Origin of the sequence: Chthoniobacter flavus Ellin428 (genome assembly GCF_000173075.1) — a bacterium.
Classification (GTDB): Bacteria; Verrucomicrobiota; Verrucomicrobiia; order Chthoniobacterales; family Chthoniobacteraceae; genus Chthoniobacter; species Chthoniobacter flavus.
In genome coordinates, this window is the sequence record NZ_ABVL01000008.1 from 222,836 (window position 1) to 244,988 (window position 22,153).

Here is a 22,153-nt window from a genome sequence, read left to right on the forward strand (position 1 = left end):
ACCGCCGTCGAGTGGATGCTCAGGCGTTCCGAAAGGGCGTCATTTTTTGACCGGCCGTCTGGTCACACCAACGCTGCCAGGCGGTCTCCATGAGCGTGGCGAAATTGCCCGCAAAGCGCGGGCCGTCGCACAAGGGAGAAGCGGCCACCCGGGCACGCAAGCCGGCGCGCACCTGCGAGAGGTGGTCGAGATCGCTGGCCAGCGCCACGGCCAGGTCCACATACGCATCGAAATCCGCAGCCACCCATTCCGGCAGGCCTGCCGCGGTGAGGTGGGCCAGTCCGTGCCGGCCGGCAAACGTTTCCCCAGCGCAGGACACGACCGGCAGGCCCATCCAAAGCGCTTCGCAGGTGGTGAGGCCGCCGTTGTACGGAAAGGTGTCGAGCGCGATGTCGGCGTCTCCATAGCTGGCGAGGAATTCCGCCTGCGGCGAGGGGCCGCGGAATTCGATGCGCGCAGGATCGACTGATTCCTGGGCGAAGAGTTGGTGGATATCCGCCTGGAGCCGAGCGCCTTCGAATCCCTTGTTCTTGATAATCAATCGGGAGGTGGGGAGACGGCGGAGAATGCGCGACCAGAGGGCGATGGTCGGGCCCGAGGTCTTGGAGACAATGTTGAAGCTGGCAAAGGTGATGAACCCATTGGCGGCCGCGGGCAGTGGGCCGACCGGCGGGGCTTCGGCCGGCGGATCGAAGCAAATGTAATCGTCCGGCAAGCGCAGGACCTTCTCGGAATACCAAGGCCCGGCCTCTTCCGGGATCTGCCGCGGATCGGCGAGAATGTAGTCGATCGCGGAAAGGCCGGTGGTGCCGACATAATCCAGCCAGGTGATCTGCACCGGCGCGGGTTTGCGGGCCAAGACCAGCAGGCGATTTCCCGGGGTGTGGCCGGCGAGATCGAAAAGGATATCGATGCGATCCCCACGGACGCGGCTGGCCAGTGCTTCGTCGGAGAGAAGGCGAACGTCGTTCCATTCGGCGACCGCCGCGCGCAGGCGTTCGGTCATCGCGTCGGTACGCGTCGTATCCGTGTAGCAGACGACCTGAAAGCGAGCGCGATCGAGGTTCTCGAAAAGCCGCACGATGAAACGCCCGACGGGATGAGAGTGGAAGTGCGGCGAGATGAATCCCAGACGCAGCACGCGGCCGGGGTCGCGCGAATCGGCGTGCGGCTGCCAGGCGGATCGCAACCCCCGCGCGTAACGCTCCTCGTAGATCAAATGCATGGCGTGCAGTTGTCGCAGCGTGATGCCGGGCCGGTATTGGAGAGCCGCCAGATAGTTGTCGGCCAGGCCCGGGAAGTGGTTCGGCAAATCGGCGGCCAGCTGGTAGAGCGCGATGGCGTCCTCCAGTTTTCCCAATCCCTGCAGCGCCACAGCGAGATTGGTGTAGGCCTCGGGCATGCTGGGATCGAGACGGATCGCTTGCTCGCAAACGGCTGCGGCCTCTTCGAGACTCCCGTGGGCGGTGAGCGCCGCACCGAGGTTGTTGAGGGGCTGGGCCAATTGCGGGCCGAGCTCCACCGCGCGCCGATAGCAGGCGATCGCTTCCGCGAGCCGGCCTTGATCCTGCAAGACGTTGCCAAGGTTGTTATGAAAGCTGGGCGCCGTGGGATGAACCGCGATGGCCCGCTGCTGCCATTCAATGGCGCTGTCCAAGGCGCCTCGCTGATGCGCAACGAGCCCGAGCATATTGAGGAGATCGGGATTGTTTGGCTCCCAGGTCAGCAATTGGCGGTAGAGCGTTTCCGCTTCAGCCAATTTCCCCGAACGCTGGTACTGTCCGGCGAGATCAAAAGTTTGCTGAAGGGTAAGGACCGCCATGGAAAAGCCTGCATCCAGCAAACCACCCAGAGCGTGGCGCGCCTAGACCGAAGTTTTCCCGCCGTCGAGCGCCTTCCCCACCGCGGCCAGCAAATCCTCGGCGCGATACGGCTTGCGCAGAAAGTCCACGCCCGCCGGCAACACGAAATCGCCGCGGAAAACCTCGGCGCTGTAACCGCTGGTGTAGATCACTTTCAGCGAGGGCTTTTTGGCCAGGAGTTGCTGCGCCAGTTCGTGACCCGACACACCGCCCGGCATGACCATGTCGGTGATCAGCACATCGGTCTCGAGTCCGCACTGTTCCCACAGCTCCAATGCGGTCTGGCCATTGACCGCTTCGTAAATGCGGTAGCCGTTCTGCTTGAGCACATGCACCACGACGTTGCGGACGGTAGAGTCGTCTTCCACGATGAGGATCGTCTCATTGCCGCGCCGTTTCTTCACCGCAGGCTCGGGAGCGGCCGCTTGCTTCCCGTTGGTGGAGGCATGACGCGGGAGGAAGAGCGAGAACGTGGAACCGTGCCCGACCATGCTCTCCACGGTGAGCCAGCCGCCGTGCTGCTGGGCGATGCCAAACGCCGTGGCCAGGCCCAGGCCCGTCCCCTTCCCCACTTCCTTCGTGGTGAAGAACGGCTCGAAAATATGCGGCAGGCAATCCGCCGCAATGCCCTGGCCGTTATCGGACACATCGACCTGGACGAACTCTTCGCCATCCACGCGCGCAGCCAGTTTGCCCGGCAGATCCTGCGGCGGCACGACACGGGTGCGCAGGGTAAGCTGGCCACCATGCGGCATGGCGTCGCGAGCATTGACCGCGAGATTGAGCAGCACCTGTTCGATCATCCCCGAGTCCGCATGCACCGGCGTCGGCGAAGGCGTGAGCTCGGTTTGTAGCGTGATGTCCTCGCCGATCAAGCGGCCAAACATGCGCGAGGCTTCGGTGACGATGGTATTCATCTCCAGGTCGCGCGGCTGCATCGGCTGCCGCCGGCTGAAGGCGAGGAGCTGGCTGGTGAGCGCCGCTGCCCGCTCGGTAGCAGTGACGATATCCTGCAAAATGGCGTGCACTTCCTCCGGCGGCAACTCGGCCATCAAGGCCAGCGACGCATTGCCCTGGATGACCATGAGCAGGTTGTTGAAGTCGTGCGCGACCCCGCCGGCGAGCTGGCCGATGGCGTCCATCTTCTGCGACTGCCGGTACTGCTCCTCGAGCTTGCGCTGCTCGGTGATGTCATAGCTGAAAACGGTCACGCCGGTGATCTCGCGTCCGTTCGAGATCGGGCTGAATGACTCGGCGAGAATGTGTGGGACGTTCCGGAACGTGCGGTTTACTTCCCAGAGAAAGCGCTCGCCGGCCAGCGCGCGATCGTAGAGCGGTTTGCGCTCGGCCAATTCCTCCGCGGACAGAATCTCCGAGAGGGCCATGCCGACTTCCGGCGGGCGGCCCAGGCTCTCCTCCACCAGGCGGTGGAAGTGCGAGTTGAAGATGATGTAGCGCAGATCCCGGTCCACCGACCAAATGGACGCCGAGGTATTCTCGATGAGCGCGGTGAGGTTCGCCTCGCTGAGCCGCACGTCCCGCGTGCTCCGCTCCACCTTGCGGCGAAGCTGCACATTCCAGAGCAGCACGATGCCACCGATCAGCAGGGCCAGCGCGAGCACGCACCCAAGAGACCACAGCAACCCGGTATCGATCCCCGGATCGGGCTCGAAGAGGAAGCCCTTGAGGCTTTGCTTGTGCCGGATAAAACCCGTCTCCTGGAAGATCTGCTCCATCCGCTCCCAGCGCCCCGGGTTCATGTGCCCCATGTCCACGAGTTCAGGGAGAATGAGCGGCCGCATTTCCTTCGCCTCGCTCTCCAGGTTCTCCCGGCGCAAGCCGCGCCGCTTCACCTCCGGCATCTTGAGAATGAGATCGATCATCTCCTGCGGGTGCTCCATCGCGTACTCCCAGCCCCGCCGCGTGGCGCGGACGAAGGCAGCAACTTGGGCGCGGTCTTTCTTCACCATCGTCTCGGTGGTGAAGAGGGTGTCGCCGTAGAAATCCACGCCGTAGTCGGTCACGCGAATCATCGCCGGCTCGACGCCCACCTGGCGCATTTGCATCGGCTCGACCGTGCTGTAGGCGGTGACGGCATCCACGCGTTTCTCGATCAAGTCGCGCAGGTCCCAGGTTTGCGGCACCAGCTTCACTCTTTGGAGCGGGATGCCCTCGTGCTTCAGCATCGCCAGGAACTGCACCGACGCCTCTGGTGAGGCCATCATCAACGTGCGCCCCGGAAGATCCGAGGGCTTGCGGATGCCACTATCGGCGCGCGTCAGGACCACGTAGGGCGAATGCTGGAAGATCGCCGCACAAGCCACCAGTGGCTCGCCGTGCAAGCGGGCCAGCAGCACGCTTTCATTGCTCACGCCGAAGTCGGCCCGCCCCTCCAGCACTTCCTGGATTGCCGGACGCTTCGGGGAGCCTTCGCGGATGATCACGTGCAATCCCTCGGCAGCATAGAAGCCTTTCACATCCGCCGCATAGAAGCCGGCGAACTGAAACTGATGATACCATTTGAGCTGCAGGACGATGCGCTCCTCGGCGCGCGCCACCGTCGTCGATAGCCATACGGCCAGGACCACCAGCCAAAGGACCGCCATCGTCTGCCGGGAGGCCGAGAGACGGCGGAACATCGACTGGGGGTGAGCGGCCAGGATCATGCGTTCGGGGCACATTAAGCCGATGACCCTATTTAGCAGAAGCTATTCTTGTCGTAAATTTACTTACTATTTTCTCTGTATTTCAAACCGAAATACCGGAGGAAATGGCAAGTAACGTCCGAAAACAAACGTTTCCGCTTGTCGACACCTGTCGAAGTTTATCCCTTGAGGGGTCTCACGCCTGCAACCCAAGCGGGCACAAATGCGAGACCTTTTAATGGAATTTCCTACAAGCCGGTGCCGGCCTTCAGCGTCTGGCGGCCTTCGTAGATGACGTCCTTGTAGGTCCCGCCACTCGGAATCATCGGCAGCACGTGCTCGGTGTAGGGCACCATCACGTCCAGCACATAGGGTTCCTTCGCGTCGAGCATGCGCTGCATGGCGGCGGCGAGATCCTTCTTGTGCATCACGCGCTCGCACTTCACGGCGAAGCCTTCGCACATCTTCACATAGTCCGGATAGATGCCCGTCGGATCCTCGAGGCTGCCCTCGTAAACTTTCTTCGGGTTGCCGAGGAAGGTGTGACCGCGATTCGACTTATAGAAGCGGTCTTCCCACTGCATGACCATGCCCAGCCATTGGTTGTTCAGGATCATCACCTTGGCGTTCACGCCTTCGACGTGCGCCAGGGCCAGCTCCTGCACGTTCATGAGGAACGAGCCGTCGCCGTCGATGTCGATCACTTCCTTGTCGGGGAAGGCCACCTTCGCGCCGAGCGCCGCCGGGTAGCCAAAGCCCATCGAGCCGAGGCCCGCGCTGGTCAGCAGCGTGCGCGGCTTGGTGTAATCGTAGAACTGCGCCGCCCACATCTGGTGCTGGCCCACGCCGGTGGTGATGATCGCGTCGCCCTTGGTCAACTCGCAGAGCAGCTTGATCGCGTACTGCGGCTGGATGACGTCTTCGGTGTCGTTGAAGGTGAACGGGAACGCTTCCCGCCACGCGTTGATCTTCACATACCAATCCGGGAACGCCTTGAAGCCGGATTGCACACGCTTCGCGCCCGATTCCTCGAGCAACTGGTTCAAGCGGCCGAGCGCGTATTTCACGTCGCTCAGGATGGGCAGCTTTACCACCTTGTTCTTGTTGATCTCCGAGTTGTCGATGTCGATGTGAACGATCGTGCCGTGCTTGGCAAACTCGCTGATCTTGCCGGTCACCCGGTCGTCAAAACGCACGCCGATGGCCAACAGCAGGTCGGCTTCGTTCACCGCGTTGTTCGCATACACGGTGCCGTGCATGCCCAGCCACTTCAGCGAAAGCTCGTGCGTTTCCGGGAAGCAGCCGATGCCCATGAGCGTGGTCGCCACCGGGATACCCGTGCGCTCCACGAACTCGAGCAATTCGCCCGACGCTTCACCCGAGATGATGCCGCCGCCGCAGTAGATCATCGGGCACTTGGCCTGTTTGATGAGGCCGACCACTTCATTCAGCGCCACGTCGTCCGCGTGCTTGATCGGGTCATAGCCGCGCAGGTTGATTTCCGCCGGGAAGACCGGCTGGGTGGTGGCGAGCTGGATGTTCTTCGGGATATCGATGAGCACCGGACCCGGACGGCCGGTCTGGGCGATGTAGAAAGCTTCCTTCACGATCCGCGGGATGTCGTTCACATCCATCACCAGATAGTTGTGCTTCACGATCTGGGCGGTCACGCTGAACACGTCCGTCTCCTGGAAGGCACCCTTGCCGATCATCGCCTGCGGCACCTGGCCGGTGATCGCCACCAGCGGGGTCGAGTCGAGATAAGCGTCGGCGATGCCGGTCACGAGGTTCGTCGCGCCCGGGCCGCTGGTCGCCATCACCACGCCGGCCTTGCCGGTGGCGCGGGCATAACCTTCGGCCGCGAAAACGCCGCCTTGCTCATGCCGCGGCAGGTAAGTGCGGATCTTGTCCTCGCGCTTGGTCAGCGCCTGGTGCATGTGCATCGAAGCGCCGCCCGGATAGGCAAAAATCGTATCTACGCCCTCGCGAATGAGGCACTCGACGAGAATCTCCGCACCGCTCATGGTGACGCCGCGCTCGGCTTGCGGAGCGGGTTTCGTTGAGGATTCAGAGGTCGTAGTTGGAGTGCTCATGACTGGATAAAAGGGCCGCGAAGCTAGCCGCATTCGCCCGGTACGGCAAGCGGGATTCACTGCTCCGGCCAGGGCGGCCCCAAGAGGGCGTTTGTCGACCGGGATGTGCGTGGAACGGTCCTGCTTGACCGGCCAGCGTTCGCCTTCGCCACGGCTCAGCGGGAAAGTCAGAATCGTTCGGGATGCCTTCTCACCCCACCGCGAAGTCCACGATGTGCTGGTAGAATTTGGCCAAATCCGGCTCCGGACCAGGCCCGAGATTGCAGTTCTCTCCCTCCTCCGTCACGGTGCGGAAAGTCGTGCCGCCAGCGGGGGATTGGCCGAGGGTGAAGTAATTGCGATCGCCACTCGTCCGGTCATGGATCACGGCGGCAAAATAGGGCGCCAGCCTCGGTCGCTGTTTGCTGGCGATCAGCGCCTGGAATTCTTCCTCGCTGAGAATCGGGTAGGGCGGCGGCGGCGGGAATTGCACGAAATAACCGTCGCAATTCGGCCCGAAAGGCGCCGTCGTCGTCTTAAAGGCGGCTTTCTGCTCGATCGTCGTGCGGACGTTTTCCTTTGAGCACCCGAAGTCGCAGAGCATCCAACCCATGGGCCAGGAGTCATGCCAGGACTTGAGAAATTCCTCGAACGAGCGGTAGACCAGGTCGGGGAGAACGATGTAGGCGAATCCGTAACTGATGCGGGCCAAATCCTGGGCGGTGGCCAGCGGCAGACCGGAATCCTTTTTCTCCAGCGAATCCTGAAGCGTTTGCAGAAGAGAATCGGGTAATTTGGGTTCGGGCATAGGGTCAGGAAATCGGCGAGGTGAAAGCAGGCGCGGGCAAGTCGCGGGCGACACCGGGCGCTAGGACGAGGCCTCGTCCGGTTTCGTGTACTTGGTCGTCGATTTGAGGATCTTCGCTTTGCCGTCTTTGCCAAAGCCCAGGATCACGGTGCGGTTTGCCTGGATCGTGCTGCCGTTGCCGTCCTGGATCGTTTCGATCTCGACCTCGAGCGAGCCATCCTTGCGCCAGCGCTTCGCGCTCTGCGAACTCAGTTCGACGACGTGCGGGTACTCCTTGCCGGCCATCACTTTCTCGGGAATTTCCGCCGTGAGCTCGGGTAGTTTCACCTCCCGGAACGTGGCGCCCTCACGCACAAAAACCATGACTTCGCTCCCCCGCTTCCAGAATGTCCCGATGAGCGCAAACCGTTCCGAGTCCGGTTTCCACAGCACCTCCATGTGGAACCGTGCGCTGGGACCCAAGTCAGGGTCGGCTTTGGCGACCTGCTTGAGGACTTTGCCCGACTTTCGGTCGATGAGCACATAGGTCTCGGGCGTATCGTCCGACTCTCCTTTGTGGCGAAAGGCAAATCGCCCGTTCGGCGAAGGCGCTTCGATCTTTTTCTTCCCGGCCCCGGTATCCTCCTCAGCCGAGCCGGAAAGCGGGTGGCAAAACGCGACGAGAAGAAACAACGCAGCAAGATATCTTTGGAGGTGCATCAGGTGTTGGCGGTCGGGTTTTCGCTTTTTGCCGTGCCGCGCCGCAGAAGCGTTTCCGAAAGGAAGCGGACATCCGTTATCGGCGGGCGAGGGCGGCGGAGGTTTTGGGGAAATGAAGACGGAGATATTCCTTGGGCTCGAAGGGCCAAAGGCTCGCGCCGTCCCGGAGAAATTCGCGGAGATCTTTGCGCGAGGTGGGGGATTGCGTGGAGGCGAAGGCAGCCATGCGGTCGTCACCGGCGAGGTGCAGCACGATGTTCGCCATAAACTCATGCGCTTCCCCGGCGGCCCCGTCTCCACGATAGCGGAAGAAGGTGTGCAGTGCCTTGGGGTCACCCTTGGCGGCGAGGCGGGCGGTGGGGTAATAGGCAAAGCCTTTCCACTTGTCCTGGTTGACCTCGTCGGTCGGGCCGCCGTCCTTGAGGTCCGATGGCTCGAAATGGAAACGGATGCGGGAATGATCCATCCACCCGGTCTTGCCATTGCGAAGTTTGACCTTGAGCCAGGCCGGCGGGGTGGTCCGCTCCGTCCCGGCGGAAAACTCGAAGACTTCGCCCGCATTGACCAGCGCCATCACGGCGGAGGTCGCGCTCTGGGCCGCACGGAGATAGGTAAAACCGTCCGAATCGTCGATCACACCCCGTTCGGCGTGGAGGGCGGCGCCCGGTAGTAACAGCAGCAGCAGGCCGGCGAGGAGAGAGAGCAAGAGTCTCCTGCGGACGGAGTGATTCGCCGCAATCCGCGGTAAATTCGGTCCCGAGGGCCTCCTCGGAAATAGAAATGAGAAATCCGCCGAAGACCATCGCCACGCTCGGCATTTCATGCGGTTGAGCCTCTTTTTCCAGGCGATTTAAGTCAATCCTCAACTCATCGCGTCTAGGGGGTGTCCACCCGATGATAGAGAGCCAGGTACTCCTTGCGCGGGTGTCACCGGCCTGATCTTTATACACAAGTCTCCGCAATAGAGAGATGCCGCTACGGATGGCGCTGGGAGCGGCGACTTCCTAGTCGCCGATCGAAAAACCCTCGGCGCGGAGCGCCCTCACTGCAGGGCACCGCTCCGCGGCGCAGGGTCTTTTCTAGGAAGTCGCCCCTCCCAGTGCTCTCGTGCTCATCGCCCCTTCCAGGAAAAGATGTGTATAAAGATCAGGCCGCCGACTGCCGCGACAACGGCCTTGACCGAATGGGACGGTCGGTCCTTCTTCCCGTTCGCGGGAGAGGCGCCGAGCCCTCACGCATCATCAATCAATGAATCCGATCGATTTCCTTTCTTTTAAAGGACGCACGCGCCGAAAACACTTCGCGTTCGCCCTGCTCATCGTCATCGCGCTCCTTTTCGCCATCAACACCGCCTGGCAGATGACCCACATCAAGGCGATCATCCTCTCGCGTTACCTGGTGACCGCAGCGCTCATTCCCTCGTGCGTGCGGCGCATTCATGACATCGGCCTCAGCGGCTGGTTCGCCATCGCCGCGTTCATCATGCCGCTGTTTTTCATTCCGCTGCTGGTCCTTCCCGGCTTCCCGGAGGCGAATAAATATGGGGCCAGTCCGAAGCCAGGATTGCCGGATGACGGGTTGGGCGATTCCGACGGCGATGCGATTAACCGCCGAGACACGATCCAGAGAATCGAGTGACTGCGAGGTTGAACGCCTGAGACCATCGCGTATCGTCAAGGCGTCCTATGGATATCTGGAATGCCTTTCACGGGGATGCAGAAGTGCGCGAGCTGGCCGAAGCGTGGATTGCCCAGCCGCGGCCGGACTATACGAAAACGGACGAGCAGCTTTACCGATGGCTTCGCGAGGAACCCGACAGGGGCCTGGCGACGATCTGCGCCATCGCTCAACTCGCGGACGTTCCTGAAACAGTGGGCCTTCTGGCCGCCGGGCCGCTGGAGGATTTCCTCTGCCTTCACGAGGAGAAGGTTTTCGATACCGTCCACCGGCTGGCGGATGAACATGAGCTGTTCCGCGTGTTGCTCCGCGGCGTTTGGCCACTGACCATGTCCAAGGTCTTTTATCAAAAAATCCGGGCCCTCAGCGTCGAACGATTATGAACGTAAATACGTCAACGCCCCAACCGGCAAGCGACAACGCGTTGCGAGATGCCGGCACGTGGGCCGTGTGGCGGCAGGATGATTCTGGGAGCCGGTTTTTGATCGAAGCGAATCTCACCGAAGCCCGGGCGCGATCCGTAGTCGCGGAATTTGAAGCGCGCGGACACAAGCAGACCTATTGGTGCCACGATGAGAAGGTCAGTCAGTAAGAGACTGTGAAATAAATAGCCGCTTCCCCTCGCGTGTCATTCTGAGCGAAGTGCCCGGGGGCGAAGGCGGCGGGGCACGCAGTCGAAGAATCCGGCCGCTTTACCGGAGATCATCGCTGGTTGTTCGGCCGGGTTCTTCGACTGCGTTCCGGTCGTTACACTCCCTCCACTCCGCTCAGAATGACCGCGAGAATGGAAACTTGATCGGGTCGCTGACCATCACTCCTCCAGGTCCGCCTCACTGCTTCATGATTACTCGCGCACGATTTCCCGTTGGGGATTTCTCCGTTCGCATGTAGGAATCTGCAGCCTTCGCTTTGGAGACATCCGAAACTCGCAATTCGCCATCCGCCAGCACTACCCCGGCGGCGTCCTCGCCGTGGGAACCGCTGCGCCAGCCGCTCTACCGCTGGGTGTGGCTGGCCAGCATCGTGTCGAATATCGGTTCGACGATGAATGACACCGCGGCGGTGTGGACGATGACCACGATGACGCCGTCGCCGGTGATGATTTCGCTGATGCAGACGATGTCGAGCCTGCCGCTCTTCCTGCTCGCCCTGCCCGCCGGGGCGCTGGCGGATGTGGTGGATCGGCGGCAGCAAATCCTCCTGGCGCAGGCGGGCGCGCTGCTCACCGCGGTGGGTATGGCGTTGCTCGCCTGGATGGGCCGGCTCAATGCGGGGCTGCTGCTGCTCGCGACTTTCCAGCTCGGCATGGCGGCCGCCTTCACCACGCCGGCGTGGCGGGCGATGATTCCCGACCTCGTGGGACGCGCGAAGCTCGCACCCTCCTTTGCCCTCGACGCGGTAGGTTACAATATCGCCCGCTGTTTCGGGCCGATCCTCGGCGGCTTGCTGGTGGCGGCGCTGGGGCCGGTGCCGGTATTTTCGCTGAATGCGATTTCGTTCATCGCGGTGATCGCGGTGATGAGCCATCGCGGCTACTCCGGCCAGCCGCGCAGCGCGCAAAAGGAACAGATGCTTGGCGCGATCACCGCGGCGCTGCGCTACGCACGGCATTCACCGCCGATGCAGGCTGTGCTCGCCCGCGCGGGAGTACATGTCTTCGCGGCGGTCGCTCCCATTGCCCTGCTGCCGCTGCTCATTCGCGAACGGCATTGGGCGGCCTCCGATTTCGGCCTGCTGATGGGCTGCTACGGCACGGGGGCGATCGTCGCCGCGCTGGTCCTGCTGCCGAGTCTGCGGTTGCGGCATTCCTACGACCGCGTGCTCGGGGGCGCGAGCGTGGTGGCAGCGGTCTCGATCGGGCTGCTCGGCATCGCCGCGAATCGTTGGCTGATGGGCCTGGACCTGTTGTTCGTGGGTGGCGGCTGGATGACCGCGCTGAATACTTTCAGCGTGGCGTCGCAAAGCGCGTTTCCCAATTGGGTCCGCGCGCGCAGCTCGGCGATTTATCTCGTGGTGGTGCAAGGCGGTTTCGCCCTCGGCGCGCTTTGCTGGGGCCGCGTCACCGGCTGGACGGCCTCTTCCACCGCCCTGTGGTGCGCCGGCGGCTGGCTGCTGGTCTGCGCGGCGTTCGATCGCTGGCTGCCGATCAGCCACGTGGAAAAGCTGGACCTGAGCCCGTCGAATCACTGGCCGCAGATTCACAATCTCGCTGTCGAACCCGCACCGGACGATGGCCCGGTGCTGATCACCGTCGATTACCAAATCGACCCCGCGCAGGCCCGCGAGTTTCGCGCTGCGATGCGCGCCCTCCGCCGCACGCGCCTGCGCGATGGCGCCTTCCGCAGCTCGCTCTTCCACGATCTCGATCACCCCGCGCACTTCCGTGAAACCTTCCTCGTCGGCTCCTGGGCCGAACACCTGCGCCAGCACGAACGCGCCACGGTGGAAGACAAACGGATCGAGGAAGCCGTCACGGCTTTTCACCGCGGTGATGAGCCACCGCGCGTGCGGCATTTCCTGATGACGAATCTGCGGGATCGAACCGGAGAATAGCGAACGATCAGCGTCTCACGCCGAGGCGCTGAGCGTTTTCAAATCCGCGCGCTTCGTTTCGTAGCTCTCGCTGAAGGCCAGCACGTGCTCGTCCGGCTCGATGCCCTGCACGCGGCACCAGTCGCGATACACCTCTGGCCACCAGTTGCGATGTTGCGTGAGGCCTTCGTCCTTCCACTGCCGCCAGCCGATGAGCACCTTCGACCACGCGCGATCGCCCCAGTCCACGGCTTCCTTCGGGTTCTCGAATTGCGACACGTACCAGTCGCGCCCGACGCGGGCGTGCAGCACTTCATCCGCCCAATCGTAATCCTGGAAGAGCGCCGAGAGTGCATGGTGCGCCGCTTGCGCGGTTTCCCATTCGAAGCGCTTGCCGGTCTTCGGCATGAGCCCTTGCTCGATGAAATAGAGCACGCCGTGCCGCTCCTTCGCGGAAAGCTGCGTGTTTAGCCCGAGCGACCAGGTGAAATTCACCATCACCTTCGTCCAATCCACGCCGAGCGAGACGAAGCCCACTTCGCCCATCATGGCGTGCCGCGCTTCGTCCCAAAGCTGGCGGGTCATGTCGCGATAGTAGCCCCACGGCTTGCCCTTGGTCTCGCTGAGGATCGAGGCCATCATCTCCGGCACATCGATCTCGCGGATGCGCTTGTAGAACATCATCAGCACCTTTGGCTCCGGCGGCATCGCGGGATCGTAGAGGAACGCCTCCGCGTTCACGCCCATGTTGTAGGGATCGGGGAAACGCGCGTCCCGCTGCGGCACGGGGTCGTAGACGAAAGGCTTGCCGGAATACTTGCGCGGGAAGGCCGCGCTGGTGCGCTCGCTCGTGCCATCGAGTCCGCCGGCGGCGGCCAGCGCGTCATCGAGCACCTCGAGCCAGGCCTGGATCTCCGTCTTGCGCGCGCCGATTTCCGCCTCGAAGGCATCAACGGCCTGCGCGCCGTAATCGTCCATCTCCTCGACTTCGAGCAGAGCAAATTTCACCAGCCGCACGCTCGGGGCATCGGCCAGCGGATTCGTCGTGGTGCGATGCTTTTCCAGCGCTGCACCGAGGACGGGCAATGCGTGGGCATAGAGGCCGAGCAACAATTCCTCGGTCGTGGGCGCGGCGAGGATTTCGTTGAAGTAAGCCTCCAGCGCCGGGTCGGGCACGATGTCGAGGCCGAGCGGCGGTTCGCGCATTTCGCCCACCCGCTGACGCAACGCCGCCACGTGCTCCGCGCAGTAGTGGGCGTGCAGCGAGAAGGCCATCTTCAGCTCATACACCGGCTCGGCGGTGAGCCGCGCGAGGAAGATCTCGTGCAGCCGCCTGAATGCGTAGTGGAAGCGTTTGAGCCGCCGCACGCATTCCTCGACGGAAAGGCCTGGTTGTTGCGCGGCATCGAAACTGGCCAGACCGGCGAGCGCCGGCAGGCCGCGGAAAGACTGGTACATGCTCATGGCAGTAAGGGGGTAAGCCGGAAAAGCATCCGCCCAGCGCGACGGCGAGGCAATGACTGATTTATTCCAGATAATGTCGAGCCAGTTTCCACCCGGCGATGACGCCGATGGCCGACCCGAGCGAACTGACCAAAAACGCCGCCATGATGCCGTGCGGCTCTCCCAGCTCCCAGCCGATGTAGCCACCGACATTGAGGCCGACGAAGATGAGGAGTTTCATGGTAGGACCGGAACAAAGCAGCATCTGCGCCCCTCTGAAACCGAAAATCCCGCCCCCCTCGATCTTCACTTTCCCCGCGCCTCGCTTGCGTTGCGCGGCAGTCCGGGCTTTCCTACCAACTCGCGCGTGACACGTTCTCGCTGCGCCACCTCAATTTCCGCCGCCGCATGTCCGCCCTGACCAAAGACCAAATCGCCGATCTTCTCGAGAGCATCGCCCAAATGCTCGAGCTGAAGGGCGAAAACGTTTTCAAGATTCGCGCCTACACGAACGCCGCCCGCGCGATTGAGACCTATAGCGGCGACCTCGCCAAGGCTGCTGGGGAGAACCGCCTCGCCGAGATCAGCGGGGTGGGGAAGGCCATCGCGGACAAGCTCACCGAGCTGATCGTTACGGGGCACCTCATGTATTACGAAAACCTGAAGGCGGAATTCCCGCCGGGGATTTTCGAGATGTTCGATCTGCAGGGCATCGGGCCGAAGAAGATCAAGGCGCTGTGGGAAAAGCTGAATGTCACCACCATCGCCGAGCTGGAAAAGGCGTGCAAAGACGGCCGCGTGGCCGCCCTCTCGGGTTTCGGCAAGAAGACTTCCGATAACATTCTCGCCGCCATCCAGTCGCGGGCCAAGCATGCCGGCCGCTTCCGCCTCGGCGAGATTGCCAAGGATGCCGAGCGCATGCTCGAGGAATTGCGCGGGCTGCCCGATGTGCTGCAGGCCTGCGTGGCCGGCAGTTATCGGCGGAACAAGGAAGTCGTCGGCGATCTCGATTTCATTGTCGCGACGAATTCGCCCGCGGAAGTCTCCGAATTTTTCGTCAAGCACGAGATGGTCGAGAGCGTCATCGCCAATGGCGCAACGAAATCGAGCGTGCGTCTCAAGTCGGGCATCCAGGCCGATCTTCGCGTGATCAAAAACACGGAGTTCCCGTTTGCGCTGAATTACTTCACCGGCTCGAAGGAGCATAACATCATCATGCGCCAGCGGGCGCTGGCTCGTGGGTGGACGCTCAATGAATACCGTCTCGGCCCGCTGGAAAATTCCAAGAGCGAGCCGCCCCCACCCATTCACGAGGAGCGCGATCTCTACCGGGCGCTCGGCCTGGATTACGTCGAGCCGGAGTTGCGTGAGGATCGCGGCGAATTCGCCGCCGCGGAGAAACACACGCTGCCCGACTTGATCGAGAAGGAAAACCTCCGCGGCACTTTCCACAATCACACCACGGCCAGCGATGGCCGCAACACATTGGCCGAGATGGTCGAAGCGGCGCAGGAACTCGGCCTGCAATATCTCGGCATCGCCGATCACTCGAAAGCTTCCTTCCAGGCGCACGGCCTCGACGCCGATCGCCTCCTCGCGCAGGTCGCTGAGATCCGCGAGTTGAACAAGACCTTCGGCGGCGACTTCAAGATTTTCGCCGGCAGCGAGGTGGACATCACCAAGGAAGGCGCGCTCGATTTCCCGGATGAAGTGCTCGCGCAACTCGATTACTGCGTGGTTAGCGTGCACAACGTCTTCAACCTCACCGAGGCGGAGATGACGAAGCGCATCATCAAGGCGATCGAGAATCCCTACGTGACCATGCTCGGCCACCTCACCGGGCGGCTGCTGCTCTCGCGCGAAGCCTATCAGGTCGATCACGCGGCGGTCATCGAAGCGGCGGCGGCGACGGGCACGATCATCGAGCTCAACGCCAACCCGCGTCGGCTCGACATGGATTGGCGCTGGTGGCCGTTGGCCAAGGAGAAGGGCGTGAAGTGTGCGATCAACCCGGATGCGCATTCCACCTCCCATCTGCAGTACCTGCACTTCGGCATTGGTATCGCACGCAAGGGTTGGCTGACCCGCGCCGATGTCGTGAACACCCTGCCTCTCGGCAAAATCGAGGCCGTCCTTCAAGCCAAGCGGAACGCGAAAAAGTGATCTGGCTCGTCGTCGCGCTCATCGTCATCGTGAGCTATCTGCTCGGCACCATCCCGAGCGGGCTCATCATCTCCAAATCGCAGGGCATCGATATCCGCGAGCATGGCAGCAAGAACATCGGCGCCACCAATGTCTGGCGGACGATGGGGAAGAAGTGGGGAGCGTTCGCGTTTTTCTGCGATACCTTCAAGGGCTGGCTGGCCGTTTACATCGGCGTGAAGCTGGCCGCCCATTTCGGGGTGACGATTCCGCTCCCGCACGAGCACACCGAGATCAAGCATCTCCCGCCCGACTACGCTGGCATCGCCGCGGCGCTCGGTTGCATCATGGGACATAACTTTCCGGTGTGGCTGCGCTTCAAGGGCGGCAAGGGCGTGGCTACTTCGTTGGGCGTGATCATCGGGATGATGCCGCTGGTCAGCCTGATCATCTTCGCCATCTGGGGCCTGGTGCTGAAGGTCTCGCGTTATGTGTCGCTGGCCTCGCTGGTCGCGGCCCTGGCCCTGCCCATCACCGTCATCGCGCTGATGTTCTTTGGCCCCTCGGAAGGCTGGGCGGCAGTGCATGGCTGGGGAAATTTTTACTTCGGTGTGGCTGCCGCGCTGATGGTCTTCAAGCGTCACACGGCGAATATCAAACGGCTGCTGAACGGCACCGAGCTGCGTTTCGGCACGCCCAAACCGCAGGTCACAGCCGAACCAGCCGCGGAGGAATCGTCCCCCTCCAAACCTCCGCAGTCATGAGTTTTCGCCATGTCGGTATCATCGGTGCGGGCAGTTGGGGCACGGCGCTGGCCGCGGTCCTCGATGCCAACCGCCTGCCCACGCTCATCTGGGGGCACGATGCCGAGCACATCGCCCGCGTCACGGCCACGCACGAGAATTCGACTTACCTCCCGGGCTATCGACTGCCGGATTCCTTTCACTTCACCACAGCGCTCGACGATCTCGCCGAGTGCGACCTCGTGCTGCTCGTCACGCCATCGAAGGCCGTGCGCGAAGTGGCCGCACGCCTTTCCACCACCGCTCTCTCGCCAGAGGCGGTGCTGCTCTCCTGCACCAAGGGGGTGGAGCGCGGCAGCGGCCTGCGGATGAGCGAGATCATCGCGGAATGCTTTCCGCACAATCCGGTGGCGGTGCTCTCCGGGCCGAGTCATGCCGAGGAAGTCGTGCAAAAAATGCCGACCGCGATTGTCCTCGGCTGCGCGCGGGAAGACATCCGCACGCGGCTGCAACAGACCTTCGCCACGTCTTTCTTCCGGCCCTACACCAGCGAGGATGTCGCGGGGATCGAACTCGGTGGCGCGCTGAAGAACATCTTCGCCCTCGCCGCCGGCGTCAGTGATGGCCTCGGTCTCGGCGATAATTCCAAGGCCGCCCTCATCACCCGTTCGCTCGCCGAACTCATCCGTCTTGGCGTGGCGCTCGGTGGCAAACGCGAGACCTTCCAGGGCCTGAGCGGCATCGGCGATCTCATGGTCACCTGTTTCTCGCGGCACAGCCGCAATCGCGCCGTCGGCGAACGCCTCGGCAAAGGCGAGCGGCTGGCCGACATCGTCGCCTCGATGAACATGATCGCGGAAGGGGTGCCGACGACTTACAGCGCCTTCGAATGCGCCCGCCGCTTCGGCATCGAAACACCGATCATCGACCAGATGCGCGCCCTGCTCGACGGCACCAGCGCCCCGCGCGAAGTGGCGCTCAATCTCATCACCCGCGAACCGAAGGCAGAGTAGGGTGGCCCACTTCTTTACTCCCGCCCGAGGACAAAGATCAGGCCACGCGCGAGGCGGTCGGGGAGATTGTCGCCGTGGTGGCCGGGCGGCTGGTAGAAGCGGCAGGAGGAGGAACGATTGCGCAATTCCATGAAGATCTTCTTCGCGCCGATGTTGGCGCCGAATTCATCCTGCTCCGCGCCGTCGAGATAGATGCGTTGCGTCGCCGTGAAGGCATCGTCATTGCGGCGCACGATCATCAGCGGATCGAGGTCGAGCCACTTTTTCCAGACGTCGTTTTGCCATTGGCCTTTGTCGTCGTAGAGCCACTCGAATTTGCCCGGCTTGTCGGCGATCGGGACATAATTCGCGCACAGTCCCATGACCAGCCGCGCGATACCATCCTTCGGCAGACGGAATTCCTTCGCCGGTCCCATCGCCGCGTCGAGCGCGGCCCGCGTCACGGCTTTCACACTCGGTTGGTCGACGAGCGGCCGATGGGTGATGTCGAAATTGCTGTCGGGTGAGAGCGCGACCACGGAGTTGAATTTCTCGTGCTGCCGAATGGCCAGGATCAGCGCGCCGTAACCGCCGCTGGAATGGCCGGCGATGACCGGGCTCGCCCCGAAGCTGGGCGAGGTGTATTTCGCCGTGAGGGTGGGAAGAATCTCCTCGGTGATGTAATCGGCGTACTGACCGGTGGCCGTGGAATTCAGGTATTGGCTGCCGCCATAACGTGAGCGCGCATCCACCACCGCGATCCGCACCGGATTGCTGGGCGCGAGCTGATCCACGACCTTGCCGAACCAGGCCTTGCCGCCATCGGGAATCACGTCTTCGCAGGAGGAGCCCCAGCCCGGCAGATAGATCACCAACGGCAGCGGCGCGTCGTCCTTTGCATTGTCCGGTTTGAAGACCGCGAGATGGCGCGCGGGCGGATCGCCGAGCGGATTGTCCTTCAGCGTCTTGCCGGGGATATCCAGCACATCGAGCTGCGCGGCGGAGAGCACACCGGCGGCGACGAAGAGCGTGGCGACAGGGAAGAGATTACGGGCTAAAATCGGAAGGCGCATGGGATGAGAAGAATTCCAGGGAAGCGCCGGAGTTTCCGCCATGGCCGCGCCGCCTGTCAGGCATTTTTAAAAGCCCGTCGAAACGGAAGCTCAAATTCCTGAGCGTGGCCCATGGAAATGTGCGTGCATTTCCAATGGCCCGAGGCACGATCTCGCGCGCAGGAGGAATCTCTTTATGGCTACCGGTATCGATAACATCGAACACGTCGTCGTGGTGATGATGGAAAATCGCTCGTTCGACAATTTGCTGGGCTGGCTTTACGGCCCCGGGAATCTACCCAAACACAACATTCCCGAGCAAAATCCGACGACGTTCGACGGGCTGCTCCCGAATACCTTTTCCAACGCCATGGGTGACGGGACACCGCCCGTCTTTGCCGGCCGGCCGCCCAAGTCCTGGCCATCGAACTCGAACGCGAGCTGCGTGCCGACACCAGATCCGCACGAGGAGTTCGACCACATCGCGACGCAGATTTTCGGCACGGCGAATCCCGCGGAGGGACAGTCCGCCAACATGAGCGGCTTCCTCAAGGACTACGCGAGCACCAATGCCGGTCAGGCTTCCGCGGGGCAGATCATGGAGTCGTTCGGTCCGCAGGAAGCGAATGTCATCAACGATCTCGCCCGCAACTTCGCGGTGTGCGACGGGTGGTTTGCCTCCTGTCCGTGCCAGACGTGGCCCAATCGCGGATTCGTCCACACCGGTTCGTCGGACGGCCATATCAATAACGACAACTACGAGCTCTACGACATCCCGACCGTCTTCAATGTCCTCGAAGAGCAAAACATCACCTGGAATGTTTTCGCGGATACCACCCCACCGATCCCTGCGCTGACGCTCGGCCAATTTTTGCCGCGGCTTCTTCCTTACTCCGCGCACTTCCGGGGTTTCTCCAGCTTTCCCAGCCTCTGCGCCGCACCGGCCAATGCCAACCCTGCGTCGAAATTGCCGGCCTATTCTTTCATCGAGCCACGCTTCGTCACCCAGCTCGGTCTCTTCAAGCTCGACTACCCGAGCGATTATCATCCGCCGCACAACGTCTGCCGCGGTGATACCTTCCTCGCCCAGGTTTACGATGCAGTGCGGCTCAGTCCGTATCGCGACAAGATCCTGCTGGTCATCACCTTCGACGAACATGGCGGATGCTACGATCACGTGGTGCCGCCGACGGGCGCGGCACCGCCGCTGCCCTATAGCACGTCACGCGATGGCACCTTCGGCTTTGACCGATTTGGCGTGCGCGTGCCGGCCATCGTCGTCTCTTCCTATGTGCGCCCAGGCACCGTTTTCCGGGCACCGGGGAATACGCCTTACGATCACACATCGATTCTCGCGACGTTGCGCGACTGGAAGGGGCTCGGCCAGTCCTTCCTGCCCAGCCCGCGCATCAAGGCTGCGCCCACGCTGCAGCCAGTGCTAACGCAGGATGATACCGCGAAGATTGTTGTTTGGCCGGAGATCACCGCGCAGTGCAGCATCACGGGCGACGATGAATCGCTGGCCACCCCGCTGAATGACGTGCAGCGCAGCCTCATCGCCAGCGCGATCCGGACTAACAATCCGCAAGCTTCGGAACAGGCCACCGCAGCCGTCGCCAAGCATCTAACCAACTATCAGCATCAGTTGAAGTTCCTGCATCCGGACGCACCGTAGAGATTGTACCGAAACTAATTCGGGATGAAGAGTGACCACGGATTACGCGGATTTCACGGATTACAGAAATCTGCATCGCTCGTCTCATCCGTGAAATCCGCGTAATCCGTGGTCAAAAACTCCTTTTGTCCGACTTTCGGAATTCGTTTTCGAATCAGAGCTGGAGGAAAGCGCGCCGTCGCTTCCGTGTGAGTGGAAAATTGATGCTCTAAATCGGCGGTGGTGGCGGGAAGCCGGGCGGCGGGCCGAAGCGGCCGGGACCACCGGGACCGCCAGGCCCACCAGGGCCGCCTCCGGGTGGGCGCTCGCGGAAGCTGAAGTCCGGCGTGCCGTGGAATTTCCGGGAGATGAACGGGAACTCGGCGGTGGTCACGTAATAGTAAGTGCCTTCCGGAAATTCGGGAGTCGCACCGAAGCGGCCGTTGCATTCATCGAGATCGCCGGAGCCGGCGGCATACTCGTAGTCGGGCGTGTATTTGCCGTCATACGCTCCGCCGGGCCCGCTTTCACCGCCTGGGCGATTGCCGGTTTTCAAGCGAAAGGACGATTTCATTTTCACCAGCGGACTCGTCGCCTCTTTCGCGTCCTGATGGGCGAGCGGTCCGTAGATCGGAAAGCCATCCGCCGCCCAACCGATGAGCACCATGCTGTTCTCGCCACGCAGTTGTTTGATGAGCCCGATCGGAATGCCGTGATAGTGATAGGCGCCGCTCGGTTGCACGTGCGCGTTGCTCCAGTCCATGCCGAGCTGACCGCGACCCTTGTAGATCGCTTCTTCGTTCCAGATCGACCGGAAGTCGCGGTGCCAGAATTCCGCGGTCGCCGGATCGAACTTCACGCCATTGACCGCGATGCCGAAGACCATATGCCCCGCATTGACCGGAGCCGGCGCTTCCTGCGGATGCGTGGGCACTTCGTAGTGATAACTCTGCGGACGAATGACATTCGGATTGCCCGGATTGGGAAAACGTCCGGTCTCATGATTCGGGATATCGTTCGACTCGATGATGCGCTTGTCACCTTCCACGCGAATGCTCACGCGGCTCTCCGGCAAACCATAAGCAGCTGGTTCGAAAAACGCCGGTGGGTTGTCGCCCGCATCCTCGGAGTGGGCCAAAGCGACGATTGACGTGGCCGCGAATACCGCAGTGCCAGCCACGAACAGAAAAATGGGGGAATGGGAGGAAGGCATAATTTCGAAATGCGTCGATTCACAAAATGAACGCCGCCCCTTTCCTTCAGTAACGCCGAAAATTGTTAAGCAATGGTAAAAGTCCGCGCGGGGCGTTTACGTTGTGGCTGACGGTCAGTTATCTGCCAATCGTACGTCCACGACCATCACGGCTTTCACGGGAGCGTCTACCCAATAAGTGATCGCGTAGTCGCCGACGATCTTCACTTGCCGCACGCGCAGTGACGTGTCCTTGTCCAAAAAATCGCCCGGCGTGTCCGGTTTCTCCCGCAGACTGCGAATGAAATTCATGATGCGCTGGCGCTGCGCACCGCTCTTCGGAACGCTCTCCAAAACCGTGAGGTGCATGAATACCTCGTAGCCGCCCATTCAAGTCACTTTTCGTCGAGCCGCTTTTCAAATTCCTCTGGCGTCAGCCAATGCGCCGGATTTTTGTCGTCCAGAACCGCACTCACATGAGCCTGATAATTTGGATCTGTGTGATGGCGCAGGTGAAAGAGATAAGCCGACACCTCGTTCTGCTCCGCAGAGGAAAGTCCGGCGAGACTCTTCTTAATTTCTTCCACGCTCATGCCCCGATCTTCGTGCCAGAGAGGCAACGGTGCAAGCACCCGTTTGC

General features: G+C 62.1%; 20 protein-coding genes. 8 read left to right on the forward strand and 12 right to left on the reverse strand.

Translation table 11 applies throughout. From position 1 onward, the window contains the following. Positions 1 to 19 precede the first annotated feature (19 nt). The 6 genes from CFE428DRAFT_RS15225 to CFE428DRAFT_RS15250 all read right to left on the reverse strand — a co-directional run bounded on the left by CFE428DRAFT_RS15225 (position 20) and on the right by CFE428DRAFT_RS15250 (position 8,792). Positions 20 to 1,822, reverse strand: a complete 1,803-nt coding sequence (locus CFE428DRAFT_RS15225) for an O-linked N-acetylglucosamine transferase, SPINDLY family protein (RefSeq protein WP_006980469.1) — start codon at positions 1,820 to 1,822, stop codon at positions 20 to 22. Positions 1,823 to 1,864: 42 nt separating this feature from the next. Continuing rightward, positions 1,865 to 4,501: an ABC transporter substrate-binding protein gene (locus CFE428DRAFT_RS33760; RefSeq protein WP_049975650.1), complete on the reverse strand. Its 2,637-nt coding sequence runs from the start codon at positions 4,499 to 4,501 to the stop codon at positions 1,865 to 1,867. A 254-nt stretch (positions 4,502 to 4,755) separates the two neighbouring features. Continuing rightward, positions 4,756 to 6,600: a biosynthetic-type acetolactate synthase large subunit gene (gene ilvB, locus CFE428DRAFT_RS15235; RefSeq protein WP_042725042.1), complete on the reverse strand. Its 1,845-nt coding sequence runs from the start codon at positions 6,598 to 6,600 to the stop codon at positions 4,756 to 4,758. 190 nt (positions 6,601 to 6,790) lie between these two features. Continuing rightward, a complete protein-coding gene (locus CFE428DRAFT_RS15240; RefSeq protein WP_006980472.1) occupies positions 6,791 to 7,387 on the reverse strand; it encodes a hypothetical protein in 597 nt (198 codons plus the stop codon). 60 nt (positions 7,388 to 7,447) lie between these two features. After that, a complete protein-coding gene (locus CFE428DRAFT_RS15245) occupies positions 7,448 to 8,086 on the reverse strand; it encodes a PepSY domain-containing protein (RefSeq protein ID WP_006980473.1) in 639 nt (212 codons plus the stop codon). Between the two features lie 76 nt (positions 8,087 to 8,162). Beyond that, positions 8,163 to 8,792 carry an SH3 domain-containing protein gene (locus tag CFE428DRAFT_RS15250; protein WP_006980474.1) on the reverse strand — a complete coding sequence of 210 codons (630 nt, stop codon included), beginning with the start codon at positions 8,790 to 8,792 and terminating at the stop codon, positions 8,163 to 8,165. 542 nt (positions 8,793 to 9,334) lie between these two features. On the opposite strand from CFE428DRAFT_RS15250, the gene CFE428DRAFT_RS33765 reads away from it, so the two are divergent. From CFE428DRAFT_RS33765 to CFE428DRAFT_RS15275, 4 genes are all read left to right on the forward strand, one after another. Then, entirely contained in the window at positions 9,335 to 9,724 is a 390-nt protein-coding gene (locus tag CFE428DRAFT_RS33765; RefSeq protein ID WP_006980475.1) for a DUF805 domain-containing protein, read from the forward strand. An 83-nt stretch (positions 9,725 to 9,807) separates the two neighbouring features. Beyond that, a complete protein-coding gene (locus CFE428DRAFT_RS15265) occupies positions 9,808 to 10,146 on the forward strand; it encodes a DUF6869 domain-containing protein (RefSeq protein WP_157447530.1) in 339 nt (112 codons plus the stop codon). Beyond that, entirely contained in the window at positions 10,143 to 10,355 is a 213-nt protein-coding gene (locus tag CFE428DRAFT_RS15270; RefSeq protein ID WP_006980477.1) for a hypothetical protein, read from the forward strand. The genes CFE428DRAFT_RS15265 and CFE428DRAFT_RS15270 overlap by 4 nt, the downstream gene beginning before the upstream one ends. 317 nt (positions 10,356 to 10,672) lie before the next feature. Beyond that, positions 10,673 to 12,316, forward strand: a complete 1,644-nt coding sequence (locus tag CFE428DRAFT_RS15275) for an MFS transporter (protein ID WP_006980478.1) — start codon at positions 10,673 to 10,675, stop codon at positions 12,314 to 12,316. Positions 12,317 to 12,331: 15 nt separating this feature from the next. On the opposite strand, the gene CFE428DRAFT_RS15280 is transcribed toward CFE428DRAFT_RS15275, so the two are convergent. Together CFE428DRAFT_RS15280 and CFE428DRAFT_RS15285 are read right to left on the reverse strand one after the other, a co-directional pair. Next, entirely contained in the window at positions 12,332 to 13,759 is a 1,428-nt protein-coding gene (locus tag CFE428DRAFT_RS15280; RefSeq protein ID WP_006980479.1) for a hypothetical protein, read from the reverse strand. Between the two features lie 61 nt (positions 13,760 to 13,820). Then, positions 13,821 to 13,979: a hypothetical protein gene (locus tag CFE428DRAFT_RS15285; RefSeq protein ID WP_157447531.1), complete on the reverse strand. Its 159-nt coding sequence runs from the start codon at positions 13,977 to 13,979 to the stop codon at positions 13,821 to 13,823. Positions 13,980 to 14,146: 167 nt separating this feature from the next. Between CFE428DRAFT_RS15285 and polX the strand changes: the two genes are divergently transcribed. From polX to CFE428DRAFT_RS15300, 3 genes are read left to right on the forward strand one after another with little or no spacing between them, the layout of a single operon-like run. Next, positions 14,147 to 15,901: a DNA polymerase/3'-5' exonuclease PolX gene (gene polX / locus CFE428DRAFT_RS15290; protein ID WP_006980481.1), complete on the forward strand. Its 1,755-nt coding sequence runs from the start codon at positions 14,147 to 14,149 to the stop codon at positions 15,899 to 15,901. Beyond that, entirely contained in the window at positions 15,898 to 16,644 is a 747-nt protein-coding gene (gene plsY / locus CFE428DRAFT_RS15295; RefSeq protein WP_006980482.1) for a glycerol-3-phosphate 1-O-acyltransferase PlsY, read from the forward strand. Before polX ends, plsY begins: the two co-directional genes overlap by 4 nt. Beyond that, positions 16,641 to 17,636: an NAD(P)H-dependent glycerol-3-phosphate dehydrogenase gene (locus CFE428DRAFT_RS15300; RefSeq protein ID WP_006980483.1), complete on the forward strand. Its 996-nt coding sequence runs from the start codon at positions 16,641 to 16,643 to the stop codon at positions 17,634 to 17,636. The genes plsY and CFE428DRAFT_RS15300 overlap by 4 nt, the downstream gene beginning before the upstream one ends. 14 nt (positions 17,637 to 17,650) lie before the next feature. On the opposite strand, the gene CFE428DRAFT_RS15305 is transcribed toward CFE428DRAFT_RS15300, so the two are convergent. Next, positions 17,651 to 18,688, reverse strand: a complete 1,038-nt coding sequence (locus CFE428DRAFT_RS15305; protein WP_006980484.1) for an alpha/beta hydrolase — start codon at positions 18,686 to 18,688, stop codon at positions 17,651 to 17,653. Between the two features lie 175 nt (positions 18,689 to 18,863). On the opposite strand from CFE428DRAFT_RS15305, the gene CFE428DRAFT_RS15310 reads away from it, so the two are divergent. Then, positions 18,864 to 20,342 carry an alkaline phosphatase family protein gene (locus CFE428DRAFT_RS15310; protein ID WP_006980485.1) on the forward strand — a complete coding sequence of 493 codons (1,479 nt, stop codon included), beginning with the start codon at positions 18,864 to 18,866 and terminating at the stop codon, positions 20,340 to 20,342. 208 nt (positions 20,343 to 20,550) lie between these two features. On the opposite strand, the gene CFE428DRAFT_RS15315 is transcribed toward CFE428DRAFT_RS15310, so the two are convergent. The 3 genes from CFE428DRAFT_RS15315 to CFE428DRAFT_RS15325 form a co-directional block, all read right to left on the reverse strand. Further along, on the reverse strand, positions 20,551 to 21,534 hold the full coding sequence (locus CFE428DRAFT_RS15315) for a YHYH protein (RefSeq protein ID WP_006980486.1): 984 nt from the start codon (positions 21,532 to 21,534) through the stop codon (positions 20,551 to 20,553). Positions 21,535 to 21,648: 114 nt separating this feature from the next. Next, positions 21,649 to 21,882: a hypothetical protein gene (locus tag CFE428DRAFT_RS15320; protein ID WP_131989547.1), complete on the reverse strand. Its 234-nt coding sequence runs from the start codon at positions 21,880 to 21,882 to the stop codon at positions 21,649 to 21,651. A 26-nt stretch (positions 21,883 to 21,908) separates the two neighbouring features. Next, positions 21,909 to 22,106 carry a hypothetical protein gene (locus CFE428DRAFT_RS15325; RefSeq protein ID WP_006980488.1) on the reverse strand — a complete coding sequence of 66 codons (198 nt, stop codon included), beginning with the start codon at positions 22,104 to 22,106 and terminating at the stop codon, positions 21,909 to 21,911. Positions 22,107 to 22,153 lie beyond the last annotated feature (47 nt).

What these genes read in the sequence shown, in the direction of transcription:
- CFE428DRAFT_RS15225 (WP_006980469.1), bottom strand. Translation starts at nt 1,822, where the DNA reads ATGGCGGTCCTTACCCTTCAGCAAACTTTTGATCTCGCCGGACAGTAC.
- CFE428DRAFT_RS33760 (WP_049975650.1), bottom strand. Translation starts at nt 4,501, where the DNA reads ATGTTCCGCCGTCTCTCGGCCTCCCGGCAGACGATGGCGGTCCTTTGG.
- ilvB (WP_042725042.1), bottom strand. Translation starts at nt 6,600, where the DNA reads ATGAGCACTCCAACTACGACCTCTGAATCCTCAACGAAACCCGCTCCG.
- CFE428DRAFT_RS15240 (WP_006980472.1), bottom strand. Translation starts at nt 7,387, where the DNA reads ATGCCCGAACCCAAATTACCCGATTCTCTTCTGCAAACGCTTCAGGAT.
- CFE428DRAFT_RS15245 (WP_006980473.1), bottom strand. Translation starts at nt 8,086, where the DNA reads ATGCACCTCCAAAGATATCTTGCTGCGTTGTTTCTTCTCGTCGCGTTT.
- CFE428DRAFT_RS33765 (WP_006980475.1), top strand. Translation starts at nt 9,335, where the DNA reads ATGAATCCGATCGATTTCCTTTCTTTTAAAGGACGCACGCGCCGAAAA.
- CFE428DRAFT_RS15270 (WP_006980477.1), top strand. Translation starts at nt 10,143, where the DNA reads ATGAACGTAAATACGTCAACGCCCCAACCGGCAAGCGACAACGCGTTG.
- CFE428DRAFT_RS15280 (WP_006980479.1), bottom strand. Translation starts at nt 13,759, where the DNA reads ATGAGCATGTACCAGTCTTTCCGCGGCCTGCCGGCGCTCGCCGGTCTG.
- CFE428DRAFT_RS15285 (WP_157447531.1), bottom strand. Translation starts at nt 13,979, where the DNA reads ATGAAACTCCTCATCTTCGTCGGCCTCAATGTCGGTGGCTACATCGGC.
- polX (WP_006980481.1), top strand. Translation starts at nt 14,147, where the DNA reads ATGTCCGCCCTGACCAAAGACCAAATCGCCGATCTTCTCGAGAGCATC.
- CFE428DRAFT_RS15300 (WP_006980483.1), top strand. Translation starts at nt 16,641, where the DNA reads ATGAGTTTTCGCCATGTCGGTATCATCGGTGCGGGCAGTTGGGGCACG.
- CFE428DRAFT_RS15305 (WP_006980484.1), bottom strand. Translation starts at nt 18,688, where the DNA reads ATGCGCCTTCCGATTTTAGCCCGTAATCTCTTCCCTGTCGCCACGCTC.
- CFE428DRAFT_RS15310 (WP_006980485.1), top strand. Translation starts at nt 18,864, where the DNA reads ATGGCTACCGGTATCGATAACATCGAACACGTCGTCGTGGTGATGATG.
- CFE428DRAFT_RS15315 (WP_006980486.1), bottom strand. Translation starts at nt 21,534, where the DNA reads ATGCCTTCCTCCCATTCCCCCATTTTTCTGTTCGTGGCTGGCACTGCG.
- CFE428DRAFT_RS15320 (WP_131989547.1), bottom strand. Translation starts at nt 21,882, where the DNA reads ATGCACCTCACGGTTTTGGAGAGCGTTCCGAAGAGCGGTGCGCAGCGC.
- CFE428DRAFT_RS15325 (WP_006980488.1), bottom strand. Translation starts at nt 22,106, where the DNA reads ATGAGCGTGGAAGAAATTAAGAAGAGTCTCGCCGGACTTTCCTCTGCG.